We start from the raw sequence: 23,978 nt of genomic DNA, 5'->3' as shown, positions 1-23,978 counted from the left end.
GAACTCATGAGTAAGAAAAGACGTGATCGTCATAAAAAAGGACATCAAGAACCACAATTCGATTTTGACGAAGCAAAAGACTTGACTGTTGGTCAAGTCATTCGTAAGAATGAAGAGGTCGAAGCAGGAGTATTGCCTGAGGACAGTATCTTAGACAAATACATCAAACAGCACCGTGAAGAAATCGAAGCCGACAAGTTTGAAACTCGTCAGTTTAAAAAAGAAGAGCTAGCTTCTACTCAAAACCTAGAGGAAATGATCCAAGAAGTTCGTGAATCAAGTGAACCTTCTGATCAGGTAGACAATTCAGACATGGTTGCTGAGGAATCTATTGAAGAGATAGAAAATGATGAGACTACTCAGTTTGTTCCCCCACTTCAAGATGAAGAAAATGCTGAAATAGAGCCTCTCGTTTTAACAGAAACAGAGCCCAAGGAAATAAATGAGGAACAAGAAGAGGAGACCTATACACCTCTATCACGTTCGGCTCAAACAGAACCTGAAACAGGCTCTAAGAAGAAAGGTGTCATCATCATTGCTTCGGTAGTAGCTGCAATCCTTGTGCTTGCTGGAACATATTATGTCTACCGTCAAGTGTCTCGTTCAAACCAAGAAATCCAGTCTTCTCAAGCAGCCTCTTCGGATGATCAAGGGACACAAACAGCTTTGAAAGACTTCAATGATCTCTATGATACTTTCTATACAGATGCTAATAAGACTGCTCTGAAAAATAGCCAGTTTGATAAATTGAGCCAACTGAAAACTTTGCTAGATAAGTTAGAAGGTAGCCGTGATTATACACTAGCTAAGTCAAGATATGATAGCCTAGCAACTCAAATCAAGGCCATTCAAGATGTTAATGCCCTCTTTGAAAGCCCAGCAATCACTGATGGTGTCTTGGATACCAATGCGAAAGCCAAAGCAGACGCTAAATTTACAGAAATCAAGACAGGGAACACAGAACTAGACAAACTCTTGGATAAGGCCATTAGTCTTGGTAAGAGTCAACAAACCAGTGCTTCCAGCTCAAGTTCGAGCTCTAGCACGAGTCAAGCAAGCTCAAGTTCAGCTACAGAAAGCAATGCGAGCAGCACTACACCTTCAACTAGCACTACGGCACCAGCTAGAGACACAAATGGTGGTTTGTCTGGCGATGGGGTTAATCTTCAAAGAAGTGCTAGTCGTGTACCCTACAACCAATCAGCTGTAGACGATAGCAACAACCCTGCTTGGACGTTTGCGGATGGTGTATTGGAACAAGTCCTAGCAACATCACGTGCTCGTGGCTATATCACTGGAAATCAATATATCCTAGAACGTGTCAATATCGTAAATGGAAATGGTTATTACAACCTCTATAAACCAGATGGAACCTATCTCTTCACCCTCAACTGTAAGACGGGTTACTTTGTAGGGAATGGTTCTGGTCATGCGGATGACTTGGACTACTAGGACTCCGTTACAAAATTCTTTCCTTTCATAGGTAAAAATGATAAAATAAAACATATTAAACAAGAGGAGTGTCACATGACAAAAGCTAACTTTGGTGTCGTTGGTATGGCCGTAATGGGTCGTAACCTTGCCCTAAATATCGAATCTCGTGGTTATACAGTTGCCATTTACAACCGTAGTAAAGAAAAAACAGAAGATGTCATTGCTTGCCATCCTGAAAAGAACTTTGTGCCAAGCTACGACGTGGAAAGCTTTGTAAACTCAATCGAAAAACCTCGTCGTATCATGCTCATGGTTCAAGCAGGACCTGGTACAGACGCAACTATCCAAGCTCTTCTTCCCCACCTTGACAAGGGTGATATCTTGATTGACGGAGGAAACACTTTCTACAAAGATACCATCCGTCGTAATGAAGAACTAGCAAACTCTGGCATCAACTTTATCGGTACTGGGGTTTCTGGTGGTGAAAAAGGTGCCCTTGAAGGTCCTTCTATCATGCCTGGTGGACAAAAAGAAGCCTACGAATTGGTTGCGGATGTTCTCGAAGAAATCTCAGCTAAAGCACCAGAAGATGGAAAACCATGTGTGACTTACATCGGTCCTGATGGAGCTGGTCACTATGTGAAAATGGTTCACAACGGTATCGAGTATGGTGACATGCAATTGATCGCAGAAAGCTATGACCTCATGCAACACTTGCTTGGTCTTTCTGCAGAAGAAATGGCTGAAATCTTTACTGAGTGGAACAAGGGTGAATTGGACAGCTACTTGATTGAAATCACAGCTGATATTCTTGGACGCAAAGACGATGAAGGTCAAGAGGGACCAATTGTTGACTATATCCTTGACGCTGCAGGTAACAAGGGAACTGGTAAATGGACTAGCCAATCAGCACTTGACCTTGGTGTACCATTGTCCCTTATCACTGAGTCAGTTTTTGCTCGCTACATCTCTACTTACAAAGAAGAGCGTGTACATGCTAGCAAGGTGCTTCCAAAACCAGCTGCCTTCAAGTTTGAAGGAGACAAGGCTGAGTTGATCGAAAAGATCCGTCAAGCTCTTTACTTCTCAAAAATCATTTCTTACGCACAAGGTTTTGCCCAATTGCGTGTAGCTTCTAAAGAAAACAACTGGAACTTGCCATTTGCGGACATCGCATCTATCTGGCGTGATGGCTGTATCATCCGTTCACGTTTCTTGCAAAAGATCACAGATGCCTACAACCGTGATGCAGACCTTGCCAACCTTCTCTTGGATGAATACTTCTTGGATGTCACTGCCAAGTACCAACAAGCAGTGCGTGATATCGTAGCTCTCGCTGTTCAAGCTGGTGTACCAGTGCCAACCTTCTCAGCAGCTATTACCTACTTTGATAGCTATCGTTCAGCAGACCTTCCTGCTAACTTGATCCAAGCGCAACGTGACTACTTTGGTGCTCACACTTACCAACGTAAAGACAAAGAAGGAACATTCCACTACTCTTGGTATGACGAAAAATAAGTAGGTCTGCCATGGGGAAACGGATTTTATTACTTGAGAAAGAACGAAATCTCGCTCATTTTCTCAGTCTGGAACTCCAAAAAGAGCAATACCGTGTTGATCTGGTCGAGGAGGGGCAAAAAGCCCTCTCCATGGCTCTCCAGACAGATTATGACTTGATTTTACTGAATGCTCGTCTGGGGGATATGACGGCCCAGGATTTTGCAGAGAGGCTGAGTCGGACAAAACCAGCCTCAGTGATCATGGTCTTGGACCATCGCGAAGAATTGCAAGACCAGATTGAGACAATCCAGCGCTTCGCCGTTTCTTACATCTATAAGCCAGTGATTATTGATAATCTAGTAGCTCGTATTTCAGCGATTTTCCGAGGTCGGGACTTCATTGACCAACACTGTAGTCAAATGAAGGTTCCAACGTCTTACCGCAACCTACGTATGGATGTAGAACATCATACCGTTTATCGTGGCGAGGAGATGATTGCTCTGACGCGTCGTGAGTATGACCTTTTGGCCACTCTCATGGGAAGCAAGAAGGTCTTGACTCGTGAGCAGTTGTTGGAAAGCGTTTGGAAGTACGAAAGTGCGACAGAAACCAATATCGTGGATGTTTATATCCGTTATCTACGTAGCAAGCTTGATGTAAAAGGTCAAAAAAGCTACATTAAAACCGTGCGTGGTGTTGGGTACACCATGCAAGAATAGAAAAGCAGTTGCAGTTATGTAACTACTTTTTTTGAGAAGTTTCTATATATTGACATACAATAAAGTCTTTGCTACAATCAGTTATGGAGGAAAATCTAATGAAAACAATAAAAAAATTGATGCAAATTGCATTAGCAGTCTTTTTCTTTGGTTTGTTAGCGACAAGTACCGTATTGGCGGATGATGCTGATTCAGAAGGCTGGCAATTTGTCCAAGAAAATGGTAGAACCTACTATAAGAAGGGTGACATCAAAGAAAAGGCCTGGAGAGTGATTGATGGTAAATACTATTATTTTGATCATGTATCAGGTGAGATGGTTGTTGGATGGCAGTATATTCCCATGCCAGATAAAGGTAGTACCATTGGTCCTTACCCAAATGGTATCAGATTAGAATATATGCCAATGTCAAGATGGTACTACTTTAATCAAGATGGCGTACTACAAGAGTTTGTTGGTAAGCAAGTTTTAGAAGCAAAAACTGATACAAATATCGATAAATATCATGGTGAACAATATGATAGTCCATCAGAGAAACGAGTCTATTATTTTGAAGACCAACGAAGTTATCACACCTTAAAAACTGGTTGGGTATATGACGACGGGCAATGGTATTATTTACAAAAGAATGGCGGATTCGAATCTCGTATCAACAGCTTAAAGGTCGGAGAACTAACGCGTGGCTGGATAAACGATGATTCGACTTGGTACTATCTAGATCCAACAACTGCTGCAATGCAAACTGGTTGGAAACAACTTGGCAATAAGTGGTACTACCTCCGTTCATCAGGAGCTATGGCAACTGGCTGGTATCAGGAAGGCTCAACTTGGTATTATCTAGATGCTCAAAATGGTGATATGAAAACTGGTTGGCAAAACCTTGGTAACAAGTGGTACTATCTCCGTTCATCAGGAGCTATGGCAACTGGTTGGTATCAAGAAGGTTCAACTTGGTACTACCTAAATGCAAGTAATGGCGATATGAAGACAGGCTGGTTCCAGGTCAATGGCAAATGGTACTATGCTTATAGCTCAGGTGCTTTGGCAGTGAATACGACCGTAGATGGCTACTACGTCAACTATAATGGCGAATGGGTTCAATAATGAAAGAGGCGATTGTGAAGGAAACAATCGCTTTTTTTGTGAAAATATAATAAAATAGATAGGAGAAAATACTACTGTATGAAATGAGACGGTCTTTCCGTCTGGTTAAAGGAAAACATGACAAAAAAAGTTGGTGTCGGTCAGGCACATAGTAAGATTATTTTAATAGGAGAGCACGCTGTTGTATACGGCTATCCTGCTATTTCTCTGCCTCTCATAGAGGTGGAAGTGACTTGTAAGGTGGTCCCTGCTGAAAACCCGTGGCGTCTTTATGAGGAGGATACCTTGTCCATGGCGGTGTATGCCTCGCTGGAGTATTTGGATATCAAAGAAGCTTGCATTCGTTGTCAGATTGATTCAGCTATTCCTGAAAAACGGGGAATGGGTTCGTCAGCAGCTATCAGTATAGCAGCCATTCGAGCTGTTTTTGACTACTATCAAGCCGAACTGCCTCATCAGGTTTTGGAAATCTTGGTCAATCGGGCTGAGATGATTGCCCATATGAATCCGAGCGGGTTGGATGCTAAAACCTGTCTCAGTGACCAACCTATTCGCTTTATTAAAAACGTTGGATTTACAGAGCTTAAGATGGACCTATCCGCCTATTTGGTCATTGCAGATACGGGCGTGTATGGTCACACTCGTGAAGCCATCCAAGTGGTTCAAAGCAAGGGCAAGGACGCCCTACCGTTTTTACATGCCTTGGGAGAATTGACCCAGCAAGCAGAAGAGGCAATTAGACAAAAAGATGCTGAAAAACTAGGACAAATATTCAGTCAGGCACATTTACATCTAAAAGAAATTGGTGTCAGTAGCCCTGAGGCGGATTCCCTCGTTGAAACGGCTCTTAGCCATGGTGCTCTAGGTGCCAAGATGAGTGGTGGTGGGCTAGGAGGCTGTATCATAGCCTTGGTAGCCAATCTGGACCAAGCAGAAGAATTAGCAAAACGATTAGAAGAGAAAGGAGCTGTTCAGACATGGATCGAAAGCCTGTAACAGTACGTTCCTACGCAAATATTGCCATTATCAAATACTGGGGAAAGAAAAAAGAAAAAGAGATGGTTCCTGCTACTAGCAGCATCTCTCTGACTTTGGAAAACATGTACACAGAGACGACCTTATCTCCTCTACCGACGGATGCGACTGCTGATGCATTTTATATCAATGGTCAACTACAAAATGAGGCTGAGCATGCCAAAATGAGCAAAATCATTGACCGCTACCGTCCAGAAGGTGAGGGATTTGTCCGTATTGATACCCAAAACAATATGCCAACGGCAGCGGGCCTGTCCTCAAGTTCTAGCGGTTTGTCCGCCTTGGTCAAGGCTTGCAATGCTTATTTTCAGCTTGGTTTGAATCGGAGTCAGTTGGCACAGGAGGCTAAGTTTGCTTCAGGTTCATCCTCTCGCAGTTTTTATGGACCACTCGGTGCTTGGGACAAGGATAGTGGGGAAATCTACCCTGTAGAGACAGACTTGAAACTAGCTATGATTATGTTGGTGCTGGAGGACAAGAAAAAACCAATTTCTAGCCGTGATGGGATGAAACTCTGTGTGGAAACCTCGACGACCTTTGATGACTGGGTGCGCCAGTCTGAGAAGGATTATCAGGAGATGCTGGTTTATCTCAAAGAGAATGACTTTGCCAAGGTTGGGGAATTAACGGAGAAAAATGCCCTAGCCATGCACGCTACGACAAAAACTGCTAGTCCAGCCTTTTCTTATCTAACGGATGCAACTTATGAAGCGATGGACTTTGTCCGTCAACTTCGTGAGCAAGGCGAAGCCTGCTACTTTACCATGGATGCTGGTCCCAATGTCAAGGTCCTCTGTCAAGAGGAAGACTTGGAGCATTTGTCAGAAATCTTCGGTCAACGTTATCGCTTGATTGTGTCAAAAACAAAGGATTTGAGTCAAGATGATTGCTGTTAAAACTTGCGGAAAACTATACTGGGCAGGTGAATATGCTATTTTAGAGCCAGGGCAATTAGCCTTGATAAAGGCCATCCCCATCTATATGAAGGCTGAGATTGCTTTTTCTGACAGCTACCGTATCTACTCAGATCTGTTTGATTTCGCAGTGGACTTGACGCCAAATCCTGACTACAGCTTGATTCAAGAAACGATTGCTTTGGTGGGAGACTTCCTTGCTGTTCGCGGTCAGACTTTGCGACCTTTTTCCTTGGAAATTCGTGGAAAAATGGAACGAGAAGGGAAAAAGTTTGGTCTAGGCTCTAGTGGTAGTGTTGTTGTCTTGGTTGTCAAGGCTCTGCTGGCTCTGTATAATTTTTCGATTGATCAGGATCTCTTGTTCAAGCTGGCTAGCGCGATCTTGCTCAAGCGAGGGGACAATGGTTCTATGGGAGACCTTGCCTGTATCGTTGCAGAGGATTTGGTTCTCTACCAGTCTTTTGATCGAAAGAAGATAGCTGCGTGGTTGGAAGAAGAAAACTTGGCAACAGTTTTGGAGCGTGATTGGGGCTTTTCCATCTCACAAGTGAAACCAACCCTAGAATGTGATTTCCTAGTGGGATGGACCAAGGAAGTGGCCGTATCAAGTCAAATGGTCAAGCAAATCAAGCAAAACATAGACCAGAATTTTTTATGTTCCTCAAAAGCAACGGTATCTGCTTTGGTAGAAGCCTTGGAGCAGGGGCATGCAGAAAACATCATCAAGCAGGTGGAAACAGCCAGTCAGCTTTTAGAAAGCTTGAGCCCAGATATTTACACGCCTTCGCTGAGACAGTTGAAAGAGGCCAGTCAAGATTTGCAGGCTGTTGCCAAGAGTAGTGGCGCTGGTGGTGGTGACTGTGGCATTGCCTTGAGTTTTGATGAGCAATCAACTGAAACCATAAAAAATCGCTGGGCCAATCTGGGGATTGAGCTCTTATACCAAGAAAGGATAGGACATGACGACAAATCGTAAGGACGAGCACATCCGCTATGCCCTTGAGCAGAAAAGTTCCTATAATAGCTTTGATGAGGTGGAGTTAATTCATTCTTCCCTGCCTCTTTATGACCTGGATGAGATTGATTTGTCTACAGAATTTGCAGGTCGAAAGTGGGACTTTCCTTTTTATATCAATGCCATGACGGGTGGAAGCGATAAGGGGAGAGAAATCAATCAAAAGCTGGCTCAGGTGGCAGAAGCCTGTGGGATTTTGTTTGTGACGGGATCTTATAGCGCAGCCCTAAAAAATCCTACAGATAATTCTTTTTCTGTCAAATCTAGCCATCCAAATCTCCTCCTAGGAACCAATATTGGCTTGGACAAGCCTGTTGAGTTGGGACTTCAGACTGTAGAAGCGATGAATCCTCTTCTCCTCCAAGTGCATGTTAATGTCATGCAGGAATTACTCATGCCTGAGGGAGAAAGGAAGTTCAGAAGTTGGTATTCGCATCTGGCAGACTACAGCAAGCAAATCCCTGTTCCCATTGTCTTAAAAGAAGTAGGCTTTGGAATGGATGTAAAGACCATCGAGAGAGCCTATGAACTGGGTGTTCGAACGGTTGACCTGTCAGGTCGTGGTGGCACCAGCTTTGCCTATATTGAAAACCGTCGCAGTGGCCAGCGTGATTACCTCAATCAATGGGGCCAGTCCACCATGCAAGCCCTCCTCAATGCCCAAGACTGGAAAGACAAGGTCGAACTCTTAGTCAGTGGAGGTGTTCGGAACCCGCTTGATATGATTAAGTGCCTGGTCTTTGGAGCCAAGGCTGTGGGACTGTCACGTACCGTTCTAGAGTTGATTGAAACCTACTCCGTCGAGGAAGTTATTAGCATCATCCAAGGCTGGAAAGACGATCTGCGTTTGATCATGTGTGCCCTTAATTGTGCCACCATAGCGGATCTGCAAGACGTAGACTATATTCTTTACGGTAAACTAAAAGAAGCAAAAGATCAGATGTAGTGAGGTCGGGACAAGAATCCCGCCCTTTTTTGTAGCCTTTTGTCAACTGTGGTGAGCTGAAAGAACCAAGCTTGTAGGAGCGATTTCTGTCCAATCTCCTTTTTCCATCCTCAGACCGAGGTGACTTTTTTGAATTGTGATAAAATAGAAGGGAGAGGATGCAGCTATGAAAAAATTTCAAATCTTTTTGTTTATAGAAGCTTGTCTGTTGACGGGAGCTCTGATTTTGATGGTATCAGAGCATTTTTCGCGTTTTCTGCTGATTCTATTCCTCTTTTTGCTCTTGCTGCGCTATTATACAGGTAAGGAGGGCAACAACGTCTTCCTCCTTGTGGCGACCATACTCTTCTTTTTCATCGTCATGCTCAATCCCTTTGTGATTCTAGCCATCTTTGTAGCGGTGATCTACAGTCTCTTTCTTCTCTATCCAATGATGAATCAAGAAAGAGAGGAGACGGATTTGGTCTTTGAAGAGGTGGTGACGGTTAAAAATGAACGGAATCCTTGGTTTGGTAATCTTCATCATTTTTCTAGTCACCAGACCTGCCAGTTCGACGATATCAACCTCTTTCGCCTCATGGGCAAGGACACCATTCATTTAGAAAGAGTCATCCTAACCAATCATGACAATGTCATCATTCTCCGTAAGATGGTTGGAACGACTAGGATTATCGTACCTGTAGATGTTGAAATCAGTCTCAGTGTCAACTGTCTCTATGGAGATTTAACTTTCCTCCATCAACCCAAACGAGCCCTTCGCAATGAACACTATCATCAGGAAACCAGAGACTATCTCAAGAGTAACAAGAGCGTTAAGATTTTCCTAACTACTATGGTTGGCGATGTGGAGGTGGTCAGAGGATGAAAAAGCAATCTTATCTGTTAATCGGGCTGACTTCTCTCCTCTTTATCCTCTTTTTGACCAATAGTCTGCTGGATATTTTAAATCTTGATTGGTCCTATTTGCTACAAGATATCGAAAAAATAGAAAAGATAGTCTTTTTGGTACTTGTATTTAGCCTTTCCATGACCTTCTTTTTTGTCCTCTTTTGGCGCGTGATAGAAGAAATTTCACGCAGAAAAATGCAGATTAATCTCAAGCGACTGCTAGCAGGAAAAGAGGTGGTTGCCTTTGCAGATCCAGACTTGAATGCCAGTTTCAAGTCCTTGTCTGGCAAGCTCAACCTCTTGACAGAAGCTGTTCAAAAGGCTGAAAATCAAAGTCTGGTCAAGGAAGAAGCAATCATCGAGAAGGAAAGGAAGCGGATAGCACGTGACTTGCACGATACGGTTAGTCAGGAGTTGTTTGCGGCCCATATGATTTTATCAGGTGTCAGCCAGCAGGCTTTGAAGCTTGATAGAGAAAAGATGCAGACCCAGTTGCAAAGTGTCGCAGCCATCCTCGAAACAGCCCAGAAAGATCTACGGGTCTTGCTCTTGCATTTGCGACCAGTTGAGTTGGAAGAAAAGAGTCTGGTTGAGGGGATTCAAATCCTCTTAAAAGAGCTTGAGGACAAGAGTGATCTCAAGGTTAGTCTCAAGCAAAATGTGTCTAAATTGCCCAAGAAGATTGAAGAGCATATCTTCCGCATACTTCAGGAGTTGATCAGCAATACCCTTCGCCATGCCCAGGCATCTTGCCTAGATGTCTACCTCTATCAGACGGATGTTGAATTGCAGCTGAAGGTAGTGGACAATGGGATTGGTTTCCAGTTAGGGAGCTTAGATGACTTGAGTTATGGACTGCGAAATATTAAGGAGCGGGTTGAGGATATGGCAGGGACTGTTCAACTCTTGACAGCACCTAAGCAAGGACTGGCGGTCGATATCCGTATTCCCCTGCTAGACAAGGAATCATAAAGGAGTAAAGATGAAAATTTTACTGGTAGATGACCATGAAATGGTCCGATTGGGCTTGAAAAGCTACTTTGACCTCCAAGACGATGTAGAAGTTGTGGGCGAGGCGGCCAATGGTGTTCAAGGGATTTCCTTGGCCTTGGAATTGCGCCCAGATGTCATTGTCATGGATATTGTCATGCCTGAGATGAATGGGATTGATGCAACCTTGGCCATCCTCAAAGAATGGCCTGAAGCCAAGATTTTGATAGTGACCTCTTATCTAGACAATGAAAAAATCATGCCAGTCTTAAATGCTGGGGCTAGGGGCTATATGCTCAAGACCTCAAGTGCAGACGAATTACTGAACGCTGTTCGTAAGGTTGCTGCTGGCGAGCTGGCTATTGAACAAGAGGTCAGCAAGAAGGTCGAATACCACCGCAATCATATGGAACTTCATGAGGAATTGACTGCTCGTGAACGTGACGTGCTTCAACTCATCGCCAAGGGCTACGAAAATCAGCGGATCGCAGATGAACTCTTCATCTCTCTCAAGACGGTCAAGACCCATGTGTCCAATATCCTTGCCAAGCTTGAGGTCAGCGATCGCACTCAGGCGGCGGTCTATGCCTTTCAGCACCACTTGGTTGGGCATGAGGACTTTTAGATGAGTCTTGCAGATTTACTTGTGGAGCTAGAAGCGGCAAAATATCCGCATAAAGCAGGCCCCATGGAAGCCTATATGCGCCATCAATTTTCCTTTCTAGGCGTTGCAGCTCCTGAAAGAAATGCACTCTATAAAAAGTATTTTCCAAGTGCGAAAAAAACAAAGGTCATCAATTGGGATTTTGTAGACACTTGCTGGGAAAAGGATGCTAGAGAATACCAGTATGTGGGTGCAAACTATTTGAAAGCTATGCAGTCTTATCTAACGAAGGACGATTTGCCTAAACTTGAGCTCCTGGTCGTGACCAAGTCTTGGTGGGATACGGTGGACATCCTAGATCGAGTTGTGGGAAGTTTAGTATACGGCAAGCCAGAACTTGAAGAAAGAATTCTCCAATGGAGCCTATCAGACAATATCTGGCTGAGACGAGTCGCTATTGACAACCAGTTGTTAAGGAAAGAAAAAACAAATGTCCAACTGATGGAAAAGATCCTGCTCAACAATCTGGACCAGACAGAATTTTTCATCACCAAAGCCATCGGCTGGGCTCTAAGAGACTACTCTAAAATCAGTCCCGAATGGGTTGCACGTTTTATTGAAAAAAATAGGAAACGAATGGCTGAACTTAGTATCAAGGAAGCGAGTAAGTACCTCTAGCACTATTGAAAAGCGCATTCATTACTTGAAAAAAGTCGCTATTATATGGTATAATGGACTGTATTAAAAATTTTAAGGAGAAATGACAGAATGTCTGTATCATTTGAAAACAAAGAAACAAACCGTGGTGTCTTGACTTTCACTATCTCTCAAGACCAAATCAAACCAGAATTGGACCGTGTATTTAACTCAGTAAAGAAAACTCTTAACGTTCCTGGTTTCCGTAAAGGTCACCTTCCACGCCCTATCTTCGACCAAAAATTTGGTGAAGAAGCTCTTTATCAAGATGCAATGAACGCACTTTTGCCAAACGCTTATGAAGCTGCAGTAAAAGAAGCTGGTCTTGAAGTGGTTGCGCAACCAAAAATTGACGTAACTTCAATGGAAAAAGGTCAAGACTGGGTTATCACAGCTGAAGTCGTGACAAAACCTGAAGTAAAATTGGGTGACTACAAAAACCTTGAAGTATCAGTTGATGTAGAAAAAGAAGTAACTGACGCTGACGTTGAAGAACGTATCGAACGCGAACGCAACAACTTGGCTGAATTGGTTATCAAAGAAGGCGCTGCTGAAAATGGCGACACTGTTGTGATTGACTTCGTTGGTTCTATCGACGGTGTTGAATTTGACGGTGGAAAAGGTGAAAACTTCTCACTTGGACTTGGATCAGGTCAATTCATCCCTGGTTTCGAAGACCAATTGGTTGGACACTCAGCTGGCGAAACTGTTGATGTTGTTGTAACATTCCCAGAAGACTACCAAGCAGAAGACCTTGCAGGTAAAGAAGCTAAATTCGTAACAACTATCCACGAAGTAAAAGCTAAAGAAGTTCCAGCTCTTGATGATGAACTTGCAAAAGATATCGACGAAGAAGTGGAAACTCTTGACGAATTGAAAGAAAAATACCGCAAAGAATTGACTGCTGCGAAAGAAGAAGCTTACAAAGATGCCGTTGAAGGTGCAGCAATCGATAAAGCTGTAGAAAACGCTGAAATCGTAGAACTTCCAGAAGAAATGATCCATGAAGAAGTTCACCGTTCAGTAAATGAATTCCTTGGAAACTTGCAACGCCAAGGTATCAACCCTGACATGTACTTCCAAATCACAGGAACTACTCAAGAAGACCTTCACAAACAATACGAAGCAGAAGCTGAGTCACGTACGAAGACTAACCTTGTTATCGAAGCAGTTGCCAAGGCTGAAGGATTTGACGCTTCAGAAGAAGAAATCCAAAAAGAAATCGAGCAATTGGCGGCAGACTACAACATGGAAGTTGCACAAGTACAAAACTTGCTTTCAGCTGACATGTTGAAACACGATATCACTATCAAAAAAGCTGTTGAATTGATCACAAGCACTGCAACAGTTAAATAATCTTAAAAGAGAAAAAGCCCACCTGACTAGGTGGGTTTTCTGTTGCACTATTTTCCAAAAATCTCTTTGAGGTCTGCATCTGTAATCCCGATCATGGCTGGGATGCTAGACCAGTTTTCCTCGGTGAGGATGTAGGATTGTTCAGAGTCACTTGCTGTGGCAGTTTCAGAGAAGGCTTGTTTACTTTCTTCAATATTAGTTTCAATTAAATCACTGAAACGCTCAATCAGATAGGTCTTGCGAGCAGTCCCGATATGCTTAACTGCATAGTCAAAGGCCTGTAACTCGCCAAGAAGGATGAGCTTGCTCTTGGCCCGTGTGATAGTTGTGTAGATGAGATTGCGTTCCAGCATGCGCTTGCTAGCACTGGTGATGGGCAGGATGACAACGGGAAACTCACTTCCCTGAGACTTATGGATACTCATGGCATAGGCTAGTCGAATCTTGTACCATTCGTTACGTGGGTAGATGACCTCATTGCCATCAAAATCAATGACAATCTCGTCTTGTTTGGACTCGGTGTATTTTCCAGGAATCAGGTCTGTGATGTAGCCTAGGTCTCCGTTAAAGACATTAACTTCGGCATCGTTGACTAGGTGAATGACCTTGTCCCCTGTTCGATAGTGACACTGAGTTGCTTCAAAGTTCACTTGCCCCTTTTGCTGAGGATTGAGCAGGTCTTGCATGAGTTGGTTGATGGCGTCAATACCAGCAGTTCCTCGATACATAGGCGCTAGCACCTGAATATCACGAGCTGGAATACCGCTTCGGAGAGCGGCACCGAGAATTTTCTCAATGGTTGCAGGGATATGGCCACTAGCGATTTCAAAGTAGGAACGGTCTGCCTTTTTCTGGGTGAAATCTGCTGGCAAGATTCCCTTTCGAATTTGACTAGCCAAGGTAACGATAGTTGATTCCTCGCTCTGACGGTAAATCCGTTCCAAGCGAGTTTGGGGAATCAGTGGAATCTGGAGCAGGTCAGCCAAGACCTGACCAGGACTGACAGAAGGTAGCTGGTCGCTATCACCTACGATGAGGATTTTACTGTTGGAAGAGATGTTGGAGAAAAGTTGATTGGCTAGCCAAGTATCCACCATGGAAAACTCATCTATAATGATAAAGTCGGCATCCAGATAATCTTCCAGATGACTGGTATCATCGTCTCCTGTCATCCCCAAATGACGGTGTATGGTCGCGCTAGGCAAACCTGTTAATTCATTCATGCGCCGAGCCGCTCGACCAGTTGGAGCAGCAAGAAGAATAGGTAAGTTGCTCTTTTTCTTGAGATCGAGTCCTTCAAGCAGGGCATAGACAGCGATAATCCCATTGATAACAGTCGTCTTACCAGTACCAGGTCCGCCTGTCAGGATAAAGACCTTGTTCTGGATAGCGTCACAAATAGCCTGTTTTTGAATGGTATCGTACTGAATCCCCAGTTCTTGCTCGACAGTAGAGATATGCTTGTGAATGGTTTCCAAATCCTGGTTTTTCTGCTTTTCTTTTTCAAGGATACGAACCAAGTGACTGCGGATGCCTTCTTCAGCGAAAAAGAGGCTATTATCAAAGATTTTAGTGTCAATCTGCTGAACCTTATCTTCTTCAATCAGATGGGATAATTCCTGAGCGACTTGGCTGGGATCCAGTTCCACGGGACGGGAAGACTCGAGGAGAGTCAGGGTCTGTTCCAGCAAATCACGGGCTTCCATATAGGTATCACCCGTATCCATACAACCTTGAAAGAGACTGTGGACAAGACCAGCACGGAAGCGTTCAGGAGCTTGACTTTCGATACCTAGTTCGGCGGCTAATTGGTCAGCAATGGTAAAGCCCAAACCCTTGATATCCTCAACCAATTGGTAGGGATAATTTTCGACAATATCCAGCGTTTCTTCCTTGTAAAAGTCTTGAATCTGAAAGGCTAGTTTATTGGGAATGCCGTAGTTGGCCAGTTTTGCCAAAACCATCTCTGTCCCATAGTTGAGACGGAGGGTGGAGACAAAAGCCTCACGGTTTTTGGCAGAGAGTCCAGCGATGCTTTCCAGCTTTTCAGGATGCTCCAGAATTTCGTCAATGGTATTGTCACCATAGCTATCAACGATTTTTTGGGCCGTTTTGAGACCAATTCCCTTAAAATGACTGCTGGAGAAATACTTGACCAAGCCCTTGCTAGTGGGTTTTGCTCTCTCATAACGACTGATTTGTAGCTGTTCACCATACTTGGAATGCTGAACGATTTGCCCCCAAAAAGTGTAGTCTTCGCCCTCAATCACATCAGCCATGGTTCCTGTAACGATGATTTCAAAATCGTCAAAGTCCTCCGCATTGGTATCTTCGATATCTAAGAGGAGGATGCGATAGAAATTACTGACATTTTCAAAAATAATGCGTTCAATGGTGCCTGAAAAATAAACTTCCATAGGTTTCCTTTACATGAGTTCGTGAGAGTTGGACCCTTAGCTTCTTTCAACAAGCTAGGAGACTAAAAGGTCTTCTTCTCGCAATAGAAAAAGAGGCTGAGACTTAGCATTCTCGGCCTCTTCCTTATCTTAAAAAGTTCCGATACGGTTAAGTGGCCAGAAACGGAATTTTGCTTCGCCTTTGATATCGCTGGCCTTGAAGGTACCAACGTGGCGGCTGTCGCTAGAGACTAGACGATCGTCACCAAGGAGAAGGTATTCGCCTTGAGGGACAGTAAAGCTGAAGCTGGTGTTGGAATTGACATCGACTGTAAAGGCCTGTGCCTTTTGAGCAAGTTCTCTAAAGTAAACTCCCTTATTGTCTTCAAATCCTTTTCCAGTATAGGTGTTTTGCAACTTTTCTGTTTTGAACAAGTTGAGGTATTCAGCTAGGTAGGGTTCATCCGTTTCCTCACCGTTGATAAAGAGTTTGTCATTTTCATAGCGGATGGTATCTCCTGGCATTCCAATAACGCGCTTGACGATATCTTTATTTCCGTCTTCCTCATGCGCAACCACGATATCGAAGCGGTCAATTGGGAGGTGTTTAACAACGAAGAGAATTTCTCCGTCAGCTAGGGTAGGGTCCATCGAGTGTCCTTCCACACGGACATTGCTCCAAAGGAAAATGCGGCTAAGGCCTACCAGTGCGATAATCAGGAAGATAACTCCCCATTCTTTTATAAATGATTTTAAATAGTTCATGGTTTACCTCTATAGAAGTTTTTTTGCTCTTTCAGTGTTTTTAAAATGCAGTTTGGCACAGAAATGAAGTCCCTTCATACCATAGGCTTGCAGGATTTTGCTTGCAACCTTATCAGATGCAGTTCCAGCGCCACTTGGCAGTTGATAGCCCAGTTCTCGTCCTAGATTTTCCAAGTTTTCGAGGAAGAGATCCCGCGCGATGATGGAGCTAACTGCAACAGCCAGATATTTGCCCTCGGCTTTTTCTTCCAAAGTGATCTTGTTTGGAAAACGGTTGGCTTCTTGCGCCAAGTACTTGTCATAGTTTTTAGGACTTGTAAAAGCGTCAATCACGATTTTTTCTGGCTGGACTCCTTTTTTTAGAAGGAGAAAGATAGCCTGATTGTGAAGAGCAACCTTTACAGAAACAGCATTGTAACGCTCACCGATAACTTCATTATACTTGCTAGGTGAAAGGAGGAGCGCTTGGTGCTGGATTTTTTCCTTGAGGATAGGGGCAATCTGACGAATCTTTTTGTCTGTCAGAGTCTTGGAATCCCCCACACCGAGTTTTCGTAAGAAGTTATGCTGGTCAGGTGTCACGAAGGAAGCCACGACAGCCAGTCCGCCAAAGTAGGAACCATTTCCCACCTCATCGGTACCGATCATAGGAAAATCTTGTCCACTGTTTTCTTGTCGAACCTGATAGCCAAAGAAATTGGCGTAGTGCTCAGCAGCTTCGCCTTGCAGGAGGACTTTTCCAGAAGTATAGATGGAAACCGTTGCCTGAGGCAGTCGCAAAAAATAGCGGATATAGGGATTTTTACTAGGACTGAGAGCCTTCTGATACTGACTTAAAAAGCTCTGAATTTCCTGTTCACTTGGTGTGAGTGTGATACTTGCCATAGTCTCTATTGTACCACAAAAGCAGGAGAATTGGTAAAAACTGACAAAGTTAGCGAAATTTGGTATAATATCGTGAGGTGAATTTTATGGCAAATCTAAATCGATATAAGTTTACATTCGGAAAAAAGACATTAACCTTGACAACCGAGCATGACAACCTCTTTATGGAGGAAATTGCCAAGGTTGCGACTGAAAAATACCAAGCAATTAAAGAACAAATGCCTGGGGCGGATGATGAAACCATTGCGCTTCTTTTGGCGGTTAATTGTCTGTCTACACAACTCAACCGTGAGATTGAATTTGATGACAAGGAGCAAGAGTTGTTAGAACTCCGCCACAAGTTGATTGCTGTTAAACAAGAACAGAGCAAGATTGAGGACTCCCTATGATTTCAATCCTACTCTTATTGGTTCTGGCTTGGGGCTTTTATATCGGCTACCGTAGAGGTTTGGTCCTGCAAGTTTATTATTTCCTCGTGGCAGTGATTTCAGTCTTTGTTGCGGGACAGTTTTATAAATCACTGGGCGACCACTTCCACTTGCTTGTCCCTTATGCCAATCCTCAGGAAGGACAGGGAACCTTTTTCTTCCCTTCAGACCAGCTGTTTCATCTAGACAAGGTCTTTTATGCGGGTCTAGCCTATCTTCTAGTTTTTGGGATTTGCTACACTATCGGACGTTTTATCGGTTTGTTCCTGCACTTGATTCCAACTAAAAAGCTTGATGTCAAATGGTTGCGTATCGGATCAGGCCTTTTGTCTCTATTGGTAACCTTATTTGTCTTGCAAATGGCTCTGACCATCCTTGCAACAGTACCTCTGGCAGTCATTCAAAATTCACTCGAAAAAAGTATAGTAGCCAAACACATCATCCAAAGTGTCCCTTTTACGACAAACCTTATCAAACAACTTTGGGTGACAAATTTAATCGGATAAAAAGGGCGGGATTTTTCCTAGCCCTTTGTTTACAGATTGGGGGACTAGGTCAAAACCTCTAGTTGCTATAATCTTATAAACAAGCATACAAGGAAAGAATATGAATACAAAAATACTAGAAACCTTAGAATTTAATAAAATCAAAGCCTTGTTTGAACCGCATCTCTTGACAGAACAAGGACTAGAGGAGCTAAAAGGCTTGGCTCCAACTGCCAAGGTGGACAAGATCAAGCAAGCCTTTACAGAGATGGAGGAAATGCAAGCCCTTTTTGTGGAGCAACCCCACTTTACCATCCTAGCGACACGTGAGATTTCAGCTGTCTGTAAGCGTCTGGAGATGGGAGCGGACCTCAATATTGAGGAGTTCCTGCTCCTCAAACGAGTCTTGCTGGCTAGCAGAGAGTTGCAAGGCTTTTATACCAATCTCGAAAACGTACGCTTGGAGCAGTTGGCGAGATGGTTTGAAAAACTACATGATTTTCCACACTTGCAAGGGAGTCTTCAAGCCCTAAATGATGCAGGATTTATCGAAAATTTCGCCAGTGAAGAGCTAGCACGCATCCGTCGGAAAATCCATGATAGCGAGAGTCAAGTTCGAGATGTCTTGCAAGACTTGCTCAAGCAAAAAGCGCAGATGTTGACGGAAGGCATAATTGCTAGCAGAAATGGCCGTCAAGTCTTACCAGTCAAGAACACCTATCGCAATAAGATTGCAGGTGTTGTCCATGACATCTCTGCTAGTGGTAATACGGTCTATATCGAGCCACGGGAGGTGGTCAAGCTGAGCGAAGAAATCGCTAGTCTGCGAGCTGATGAACGCTATGAGATGATTCGCATCCTGCAGGAGCTCTCAGAACGGGTCCGCCCTCATGCTGCAGAGATTGCTAATGACGCTTGGATCATCGGCCATTTAGACTTGATTCGTGCCAAGGTGCGTTTCATTCAAGAAAGACAAGCAGTCGTTCCTCAACTTTCAGAGAATCAAGAGATTCAACTCCTTCATGTTCGCCATCCTTTGGTCAAAAATGCTGTTGCAAATGATGTACACTTTGGTAAGGAATTAACGGCCATTGTCATTACAGGTCCCAATACTGGTGGGAAGACCATCATGCTCAAAACCCTGGGCTTGACTCAACTCATGGCCCAGTCAGGCTTGCCCATCTTAGCTGATAAGGGAAGTCGTGTCGGTGTTTTCGAGGAAATCTTCGCGGATATTGGGGATGAGCAGTCTATTGAGCAGAGTTTGTCTACCTTCTCCAGCCACATGACCAATATCGTAGATATTCTTGGCAAGGTCAATCAGAACTCGCTCTTATTGCTAGATGAGCTCGGGGCTGGGACCGATCCGCAGGAAGGAGCAGCACTTGCTATGGCTATTCTGGAGGATCTTCGTCTGCGTCAGGTTAAGACTATGGCTACGACCCACTATCCAGAACTCAAGGCTTATGGTATCGAGACTGCCTTTGTGCAAAATGCCAGCATGGAGTTTGACACAGCCAGCCTGCGTCCGACCTATCGCTTTATGCAGGGAGTTCCTGGTCGAAGCAATGCCTTTGAAATTGCCAAACGCCTGGGCTTGTCAGATGTCATCGTAGGAGATGCCAGCCAGCAGGTTAATCAAGATAATGATGTCAACCGTATCATTGAACAATTGGAAGAGCAAACGCTTGAAAGTCGCAAACGCTTGGACAATATCCGTGAGGTGGAGCAAGAAAACCTCAAGATGAACCGAGCACTCAAAAAACTTTACAACGAACTCAATCGCGAGAAGGAAACTGAGCTCAACAAGGCGCGTGAACAAGCTGCTGAAATTGTGGAACTCGCTCTAAATGAGAGTGACCAGATTCTCAAGAATCTTCACAGTAAGTCTCAACTCAAACCCCACGAAATCATTGAAGCCAAGGCTGAGCTGAAAAAACTGGCTCCTGAAAAAGTCGACTTGTCTAAAAACAAGGTCCTTCAAAAGGCCAAGAAAAAACGAGCTCCGAAGGTGGGGGATGATATTGTGGTCCTCAGTTATGGACAACGTGGAACATTGACGAATCAGCTCAAGGATGGCCGTTGGGAAGCCCAAGTTGGTTTGATCAAGATGACCTTGGAAGAGAAAGAATTTGACCTTGTTCAGGCTCAGCAAGAAGCCCCAGTCAAGAAAAAACAAGTCAATGTCGTCAAACGTGCTTCTGGTCGTGGTCCGCAAGCGAGACTGGATCTCCGAGGCAAACGGTACGAAGAGGCCATGAATGAGCTGGACGCCTTTATTGACCAAGCCCTGCTCAATAACATGGCGCAAGTCGACATCATCCATGGTATCGGAACAGGTGTCATTCGTGAGGGCGTCACTAAATACCTACAAAGAAACAAGCATGTCAAGAGTTTCGGCTATGCTCCACAAAATGCTGGAGGCAGTGGAGCTACCATTGTGACCTTTAAAGGATAGAGAGAAGAAGGATTCGCTCTTTCTGAAAAAAGAAATGAAAAGTCAAAAATTTTCATAGAAAATATTGACAAAGGCTAACTTTTCTTGTAGAATAATAAAAAATAAAATACCAACACCGAATGAAGTTTAATAGAAGTGGAGAAAGGTTTGTTTTCCATGACTGTAAATGGACGGAACTCTGGAGAGACCGTAAAGGCACCGAAGGGGCAAGGCAGGCAACTGCTCAAACTCTCAGGTAAAAGGACAGAGCTAGGATAGACCACTTTTTGGCATTTACCTAAGCATTCCAGAGTACATGTATCTTGCATGTGCTCTTTCTTTTGGGGTTGAAAGATAGGAGTAGGATATGTTAGAATTACTTAAAGCGCTTGATGCTTTTGCTTGGGGGCCTCCCCTCTTGATCTTATTGGTCGGAACGGGTATCTATTTGACCATCCGACTGGGCCTTTTGCAGGTTACTCGTCTCCCTAAGGCCTTTCAGTTGATCTTTACCAAGGATAAGGGGCACGGCGATGTGTCGAGCTTTGCTGCTCTCTGTACGGCTCTAGCAGCCACAGTTGGTACGGGAAATATCATCGGGGTAGCGACAGCCATTAAGGTTGGAGGACCAGGGGCCCTCTTTTGGATGTGGATGGCGGCCTTCTTTGGGATGGCGACCAAATATGCCGAAGGATTGCTGGCCATCAAATACCGTACTAAGGATGCAAATGGAGCTGTAGCTGGAGGACCCATGCATTACATCCTTTTGGGGATGGGAGAAAAGTGGCGTCCACTTGCTATCTTCTTTGCCCTAGCGGGTGTATTGGTAGCCCTTCTAGGGATTGGTACCTTTACCCAAGTCAATTCAATTACAGAATCTATCCAAAATACAGCTCAAATTAATCCAGCTATCACAGCTCTCGTTTTATCTGTTTTTGTAGGGATTGCCGTCTTTGGTGGCCTCAAATCCATATCAAAAGTTTCGACAGCAGTGGTTCCTTTTATGGCTATTGTCTATATTTTAGGAACTCTTACAGTTATTCTCTTTAATATCGAGAAAATCCCAGCCACACTTGTACTGATCTTTACTTCAGCCTTTAGTCCAGCGGCTGCGGTAGGTGGTTTTGCAGGTGCCAGTATTCGGATGGCTATCCAGAATGGTGTGGCGCGTGGTGTGTTTTCAAATGAGTCTGGTCTGGGTTCTGCTCCCATTGCAGCGGCTGCAGCTAAGACAAATGAGCCTGTCGAGCAAGGCTTGATTTCCATGACAGGAACCTTTATTGATACTTTGATTATCTGTACTCTGACTGGTTTAACAATCTTGGTAACTGGGGTTTGGAGTGGTGATTTGAATGGAGTTGCCTTGACCCAGTCAGCCTTTTCAACAGTTTTTTCACACTTTGGACCTGCCCTCTTGACCATCTTCCTTGTACTCTTTGCCTTTACGACGATTCTCGGATGGAACTATTACGGAGAGCGCTGTTTTGAGTTTCTCTTTGGTGTTCGTTTTATCTGGCTTTACCGTGTAGTCTTTGTAGTCATGGTCTTGTTGGGAGGATTTATCGAGTTGGATATGGTCTGGATTATTGCAGATATCGTCAATGCCTTGATGGCTTTACCAAACTTGATTGCCCTCTTAGTCTTGTCGCCAGTCGTTATTGCTGAGACTAAAAAGTATTTTAAACACTAACCCAATCACACTTTTAGTGTGATTTTTTCATTTCATAGACATTTCCTATCAAGGCGATTGAAAATATATATTATCCAAGGGGAAAATTCTATGATAGACTAAATGACAATAAAATGAAAAGAGGTTTCTTATGACAACATTTACCATCCACACAGTAGAATCAGCACCAGCAGAAGTAAAAGAAGTTCTTGAAACAGTACAAAAAGATAACAATGGCTATATTCCCAACCTAATCGGTCTCTTGGCCAATGCTCCAACCGCGCTTGAAGCCTACCGAACTGTCGGAGCCATCAACCGTCGCAATAGCTTAACACCAGTGGAACGCGAAGTAGTGCAAATCACAGCTGCCGTAACCAATGGTTGTGCTTTCTGCGTGGCTGGTCATACTGCCTTTTCAATCAAACAAATCCAGATGAATGATGATCTTCTCCAAGCCCTTCGCAACCGCACTCCGATTGAAACAGATCCTAAATTGGACACCCTAGCTAAGTTTACCTTGGCGGTCATCAATACCAAAGGGCGTGTAGGAGATGAAGCCTTGACTGAATTTTTGGAAGCTGGCTACACGCAACAAAATGCCTTGGACGTGGTTCTCGGTGTTAGTCTTGCCAGCCTTTGCAACTATGCAAACAACCTAGCCAATACGCCTATTAACCCAGAATTGCAGCCTTATGCTTAATTCATATCTGAGAAAAAATGAAGTCTGAAATAATCGGGCTTCATTTTTTAGGCTCTCATTTAAGCGCTTTTATGCTATACTAATAATAACATGATTATTGGAGGCTCGGATGAAAAAGCTCCCCTTAGTATTCTCTGGCTGTTTATTGGGTTTAGCAGGTGCAGGAAATTTGATTGCAGATACTTGGCCAGTTCTGTCGCATTTATTGAGTCTGATTGGTCTAGTGTTGTGGATTTTCTTTCTGATTCTTCATCTTTTTAATTGGGAAGAAACCAAGCAAGAATTGACCAAGCCCCCTCTTTTATCAGGGATGGCCACTTTTCCTATGGCTGGGATGATTTTAGCGACCTATGTCTTTCGCGTATTCCCTGCTCTTCCTTTGCTAGCACAAGGGATCTGGTGGTTTTCATTTCTCTTGGATTTGACTTTGATTGCTACTTTTACCATCAAATTTGCCTATCCAGGTAGGAGGGTCAATGCGACTCCAAGCTGGACGGTACTCTATGTGGGGATAGCAGTAGCAGCCTTGACCTATCCTCTTGTCGGAATCATTGAAATTGCCTATGCTACCTTGAGTTTTGGTTTTGTCTTGACCTTCTACCTCTATCCCCTTATTTATAGCGATTTAAAGAAAGATCCACTTCCACTAGCCTTGCTTGGACAGGAAGGAATCTACTGTGCTCCCTTTTCTCTACTCTTGGCTTCCCTAGTTCGAGTTGGAGGAGCAGGCCTACCGATTTGGCTCTTGATCGTCATGATTTTGGCATCTCAATCCTTCTTTTTCTTTGTTTTGACTCGCTTGCCCAATATTTTAAAACAAGGATTTCAACCAGCCTTCTCAGCTCTCACCTTTCCAACTATTATCTCAGCAACCTCTCTCAAGATGGCTCAAGGAATTGTAAAACTGCCTATCTTAGATTATCTAGTGTTTGCGGAAACTTTCCTTAGTTTAAGCATTTTACTCTTTGTCTTGATTGCTTATCTGATTTGGTTACGAAAAAAGGTCTAGCTAG

22 protein-coding genes and 1 riboswitch are annotated in these 23,978 nt (G+C 43.8%); of the genes, 19 read left to right on the top strand and 3 right to left on the bottom strand.

Annotated elements, in window-relative coordinates:
• Positions 1 to 6: 6 nt before the first annotated feature.
• The 13 genes from mapZ to tig all read left to right on the top strand — a co-directional run bounded on the left by mapZ (position 7) and on the right by tig (position 13,200).
• Positions 7 to 1,452 (top strand): cell division site-positioning protein MapZ, encoded by a 1,446-nt coding sequence (mapZ, locus tag E7Y33_RS01735; protein WP_044021314.1) that lies wholly within the window; start codon positions 7 to 9, stop codon positions 1,450 to 1,452.
• Positions 1,453 to 1,527: 75 nt separating this feature from the next.
• Positions 1,528 to 2,952 (top strand): NADP-dependent phosphogluconate dehydrogenase, encoded by a 1,425-nt coding sequence (gene gndA / locus E7Y33_RS01730; RefSeq protein WP_139689476.1) that lies wholly within the window; start codon positions 1,528 to 1,530, stop codon positions 2,950 to 2,952.
• Between the two features lie 11 nt (positions 2,953 to 2,963).
• Positions 2,964 to 3,653, top strand: coding sequence for a response regulator transcription factor (locus tag E7Y33_RS01725; protein WP_007520625.1), 690 nt, complete (start codon positions 2,964 to 2,966; stop codon positions 3,651 to 3,653).
• A 98-nt stretch (positions 3,654 to 3,751) separates the two neighbouring features.
• The gene (cbpF, locus tag E7Y33_RS01720; protein ID WP_139689475.1) at positions 3,752 to 4,756 is read left to right on the top strand and encodes a choline-binding protein CbpF; all 1,005 of its coding nucleotides are present in this window, start codon (positions 3,752 to 3,754) and stop codon (positions 4,754 to 4,756) included.
• A gap of 117 nt (positions 4,757 to 4,873) precedes the next feature.
• The gene (gene mvk / locus E7Y33_RS01715; protein WP_139689474.1) at positions 4,874 to 5,752 is read left to right on the top strand and encodes a mevalonate kinase; all 879 of its coding nucleotides are present in this window, start codon (positions 4,874 to 4,876) and stop codon (positions 5,750 to 5,752) included.
• Positions 5,734 to 6,687 carry a diphosphomevalonate decarboxylase gene (gene mvaD, locus E7Y33_RS01710; RefSeq protein ID WP_049504851.1) on the top strand — a complete coding sequence of 318 codons (954 nt, stop codon included), beginning with the start codon at positions 5,734 to 5,736 and terminating at the stop codon, positions 6,685 to 6,687. The genes mvk and mvaD overlap by 19 nt, the downstream gene beginning before the upstream one ends.
• Positions 6,674 to 7,681 (top strand): phosphomevalonate kinase, encoded by a 1,008-nt coding sequence (locus tag E7Y33_RS01705; RefSeq protein ID WP_139689473.1) that lies wholly within the window; start codon positions 6,674 to 6,676, stop codon positions 7,679 to 7,681. The genes mvaD and E7Y33_RS01705 overlap by 14 nt, the downstream gene beginning before the upstream one ends.
• The gene (gene fni, locus E7Y33_RS01700; protein WP_139689472.1) at positions 7,665 to 8,666 is read left to right on the top strand and encodes a type 2 isopentenyl-diphosphate Delta-isomerase; all 1,002 of its coding nucleotides are present in this window, start codon (positions 7,665 to 7,667) and stop codon (positions 8,664 to 8,666) included. Before E7Y33_RS01705 ends, fni begins: the two co-directional genes overlap by 17 nt.
• Positions 8,667 to 8,832: 166 nt before the next feature.
• On the top strand, positions 8,833 to 9,531 hold the full coding sequence (liaF, locus tag E7Y33_RS01695) for a cell wall-active antibiotics response protein LiaF (protein ID WP_000714490.1): 699 nt from the start codon (positions 8,833 to 8,835) through the stop codon (positions 9,529 to 9,531).
• Positions 9,528 to 10,526, top strand: a complete 999-nt coding sequence (locus E7Y33_RS01690; RefSeq protein WP_139689471.1) for an envelope stress sensor histidine kinase LiaS — start codon at positions 9,528 to 9,530, stop codon at positions 10,524 to 10,526. Before liaF ends, E7Y33_RS01690 begins: the two co-directional genes overlap by 4 nt.
• Positions 10,527 to 10,536: 10 nt before the next feature.
• On the top strand, positions 10,537 to 11,169 hold the full coding sequence (locus E7Y33_RS01685; RefSeq protein ID WP_139689470.1) for a response regulator: 633 nt from the start codon (positions 10,537 to 10,539) through the stop codon (positions 11,167 to 11,169).
• Complete coding sequence (locus E7Y33_RS01680) at positions 11,170 to 11,826, top strand: DNA alkylation repair protein (protein WP_139689469.1); 657 nt, start codon at positions 11,170 to 11,172, stop codon at positions 11,824 to 11,826.
• A 90-nt stretch (positions 11,827 to 11,916) separates the two neighbouring features.
• On the top strand, positions 11,917 to 13,200 hold the full coding sequence (tig, locus tag E7Y33_RS01675; RefSeq protein WP_000116506.1) for a trigger factor: 1,284 nt from the start codon (positions 11,917 to 11,919) through the stop codon (positions 13,198 to 13,200).
• A gap of 47 nt (positions 13,201 to 13,247) precedes the next feature.
• Here tig and recD2 read toward each other — a convergent pair whose 3' ends face one another.
• From recD2 to rnhC, 3 genes are all read right to left on the bottom strand, one after another.
• A complete protein-coding gene (gene recD2 / locus E7Y33_RS01670; RefSeq protein WP_139689468.1) occupies positions 13,248 to 15,617 on the bottom strand; it encodes an SF1B family DNA helicase RecD2 in 2,370 nt (789 codons plus the stop codon).
• A 129-nt stretch (positions 15,618 to 15,746) separates the two neighbouring features.
• Positions 15,747 to 16,361, bottom strand: coding sequence for a signal peptidase I (lepB, locus tag E7Y33_RS01665; RefSeq protein WP_139689467.1), 615 nt, complete (start codon positions 16,359 to 16,361; stop codon positions 15,747 to 15,749).
• Between the two features lie 9 nt (positions 16,362 to 16,370).
• Positions 16,371 to 17,246 carry a ribonuclease HIII gene (gene rnhC, locus E7Y33_RS01660; protein WP_139689466.1) on the bottom strand — a complete coding sequence of 292 codons (876 nt, stop codon included), beginning with the start codon at positions 17,244 to 17,246 and terminating at the stop codon, positions 16,371 to 16,373.
• A gap of 86 nt (positions 17,247 to 17,332) precedes the next feature.
• Here rnhC and zapA point away from each other — a divergent pair, with 86 nt between their 5' ends.
• The 6 genes from zapA (at position 17,333) to E7Y33_RS01630 (ending at position 23,974) form a co-directional block, all read left to right on the top strand.
• Positions 17,333 to 17,635, top strand: a complete 303-nt coding sequence (gene zapA / locus E7Y33_RS01655; protein ID WP_000002028.1) for a cell division protein ZapA — start codon at positions 17,333 to 17,335, stop codon at positions 17,633 to 17,635.
• The gene (locus E7Y33_RS01650) at positions 17,632 to 18,180 is read left to right on the top strand and encodes a CvpA family protein (protein WP_139689465.1); all 549 of its coding nucleotides are present in this window, start codon (positions 17,632 to 17,634) and stop codon (positions 18,178 to 18,180) included. The genes zapA and E7Y33_RS01650 overlap by 4 nt, the downstream gene beginning before the upstream one ends.
• Positions 18,181 to 18,280: 100 nt before the next feature.
• Positions 18,281 to 20,617, top strand: coding sequence for an endonuclease MutS2 (locus tag E7Y33_RS01645; RefSeq protein WP_139689464.1), 2,337 nt, complete (start codon positions 18,281 to 18,283; stop codon positions 20,615 to 20,617).
• Between the two features lie 168 nt (positions 20,618 to 20,785).
• A riboswitch (glycine riboswitch) is annotated at positions 20,786 to 20,874 on the top strand.
• Between the two features lie 89 nt (positions 20,875 to 20,963).
• Positions 20,964 to 22,286 carry an alanine/glycine:cation symporter family protein gene (locus tag E7Y33_RS01640; RefSeq protein ID WP_000891439.1) on the top strand — a complete coding sequence of 441 codons (1,323 nt, stop codon included), beginning with the start codon at positions 20,964 to 20,966 and terminating at the stop codon, positions 22,284 to 22,286.
• Between the two features lie 130 nt (positions 22,287 to 22,416).
• On the top strand, positions 22,417 to 22,965 hold the full coding sequence (locus E7Y33_RS01635) for a carboxymuconolactone decarboxylase family protein (protein WP_033680925.1): 549 nt from the start codon (positions 22,417 to 22,419) through the stop codon (positions 22,963 to 22,965).
• Positions 22,966 to 23,074: 109 nt separating this feature from the next.
• Positions 23,075 to 23,974, top strand: coding sequence for a TDT family transporter (locus E7Y33_RS01630; RefSeq protein WP_139689463.1), 900 nt, complete (start codon positions 23,075 to 23,077; stop codon positions 23,972 to 23,974).
• Positions 23,975 to 23,978 lie beyond the last annotated feature (4 nt).

The sequence above is a fragment of the Streptococcus oralis genome (assembly GCF_006175905.1).
Classification (GTDB): domain Bacteria; phylum Bacillota; class Bacilli; order Lactobacillales; family Streptococcaceae; genus Streptococcus; species Streptococcus oralis_BG.
The sequence above is the reverse complement of the archived record's forward strand: the minus strand, read 5'-3'. Positions and strand labels throughout refer to the sequence as shown.

Excerpts from the sequence above, each read along its gene's own strand:
- E7Y33_RS01690 (WP_139689471.1), top strand. The coding sequence starts at position 9,528 with ATGAAAAAGCAATCTTATCTGTTAATCGGGCTGACTTCTCTCCTCTTT.
- recD2 (WP_139689468.1), bottom strand. The coding sequence starts at position 15,617 with ATGGAAGTTTATTTTTCAGGCACCATTGAACGCATTATTTTTGAAAAT.
- liaF (WP_000714490.1), top strand. The coding sequence starts at position 8,833 with ATGAAAAAATTTCAAATCTTTTTGTTTATAGAAGCTTGTCTGTTGACG.
- E7Y33_RS01635 (WP_033680925.1), top strand. The coding sequence starts at position 22,417 with ATGACAACATTTACCATCCACACAGTAGAATCAGCACCAGCAGAAGTA.
- E7Y33_RS01680 (WP_139689469.1), top strand. The coding sequence starts at position 11,170 with ATGAGTCTTGCAGATTTACTTGTGGAGCTAGAAGCGGCAAAATATCCG.
- mapZ (WP_044021314.1), top strand. The coding sequence starts at position 7 with ATGAGTAAGAAAAGACGTGATCGTCATAAAAAAGGACATCAAGAACCA.
- mvaD (WP_049504851.1), top strand. The coding sequence starts at position 5,734 with ATGGATCGAAAGCCTGTAACAGTACGTTCCTACGCAAATATTGCCATT.
- E7Y33_RS01685 (WP_139689470.1), top strand. The coding sequence starts at position 10,537 with ATGAAAATTTTACTGGTAGATGACCATGAAATGGTCCGATTGGGCTTG.
- lepB (WP_139689467.1), bottom strand. The coding sequence starts at position 16,361 with ATGAACTATTTAAAATCATTTATAAAAGAATGGGGAGTTATCTTCCTG.
- E7Y33_RS01725 (WP_007520625.1), top strand. The coding sequence starts at position 2,964 with ATGGGGAAACGGATTTTATTACTTGAGAAAGAACGAAATCTCGCTCAT.
- gndA (WP_139689476.1), top strand. The coding sequence starts at position 1,528 with ATGACAAAAGCTAACTTTGGTGTCGTTGGTATGGCCGTAATGGGTCGT.
- E7Y33_RS01640 (WP_000891439.1), top strand. The coding sequence starts at position 20,964 with ATGTTAGAATTACTTAAAGCGCTTGATGCTTTTGCTTGGGGGCCTCCC.
- zapA (WP_000002028.1), top strand. The coding sequence starts at position 17,333 with ATGGCAAATCTAAATCGATATAAGTTTACATTCGGAAAAAAGACATTA.
- E7Y33_RS01645 (WP_139689464.1), top strand. The coding sequence starts at position 18,281 with ATGAATACAAAAATACTAGAAACCTTAGAATTTAATAAAATCAAAGCC.
- mvk (WP_139689474.1), top strand. The coding sequence starts at position 4,874 with ATGACAAAAAAAGTTGGTGTCGGTCAGGCACATAGTAAGATTATTTTA.
- tig (WP_000116506.1), top strand. The coding sequence starts at position 11,917 with ATGTCTGTATCATTTGAAAACAAAGAAACAAACCGTGGTGTCTTGACT.
- E7Y33_RS01705 (WP_139689473.1), top strand. The coding sequence starts at position 6,674 with ATGATTGCTGTTAAAACTTGCGGAAAACTATACTGGGCAGGTGAATAT.
- E7Y33_RS01650 (WP_139689465.1), top strand. The coding sequence starts at position 17,632 with ATGATTTCAATCCTACTCTTATTGGTTCTGGCTTGGGGCTTTTATATC.
- rnhC (WP_139689466.1), bottom strand. The coding sequence starts at position 17,246 with ATGGCAAGTATCACACTCACACCAAGTGAACAGGAAATTCAGAGCTTT.
- cbpF (WP_139689475.1), top strand. The coding sequence starts at position 3,752 with ATGAAAACAATAAAAAAATTGATGCAAATTGCATTAGCAGTCTTTTTC.
- fni (WP_139689472.1), top strand. The coding sequence starts at position 7,665 with ATGACGACAAATCGTAAGGACGAGCACATCCGCTATGCCCTTGAGCAG.
- E7Y33_RS01630 (WP_139689463.1), top strand. The coding sequence starts at position 23,075 with ATGAAAAAGCTCCCCTTAGTATTCTCTGGCTGTTTATTGGGTTTAGCA.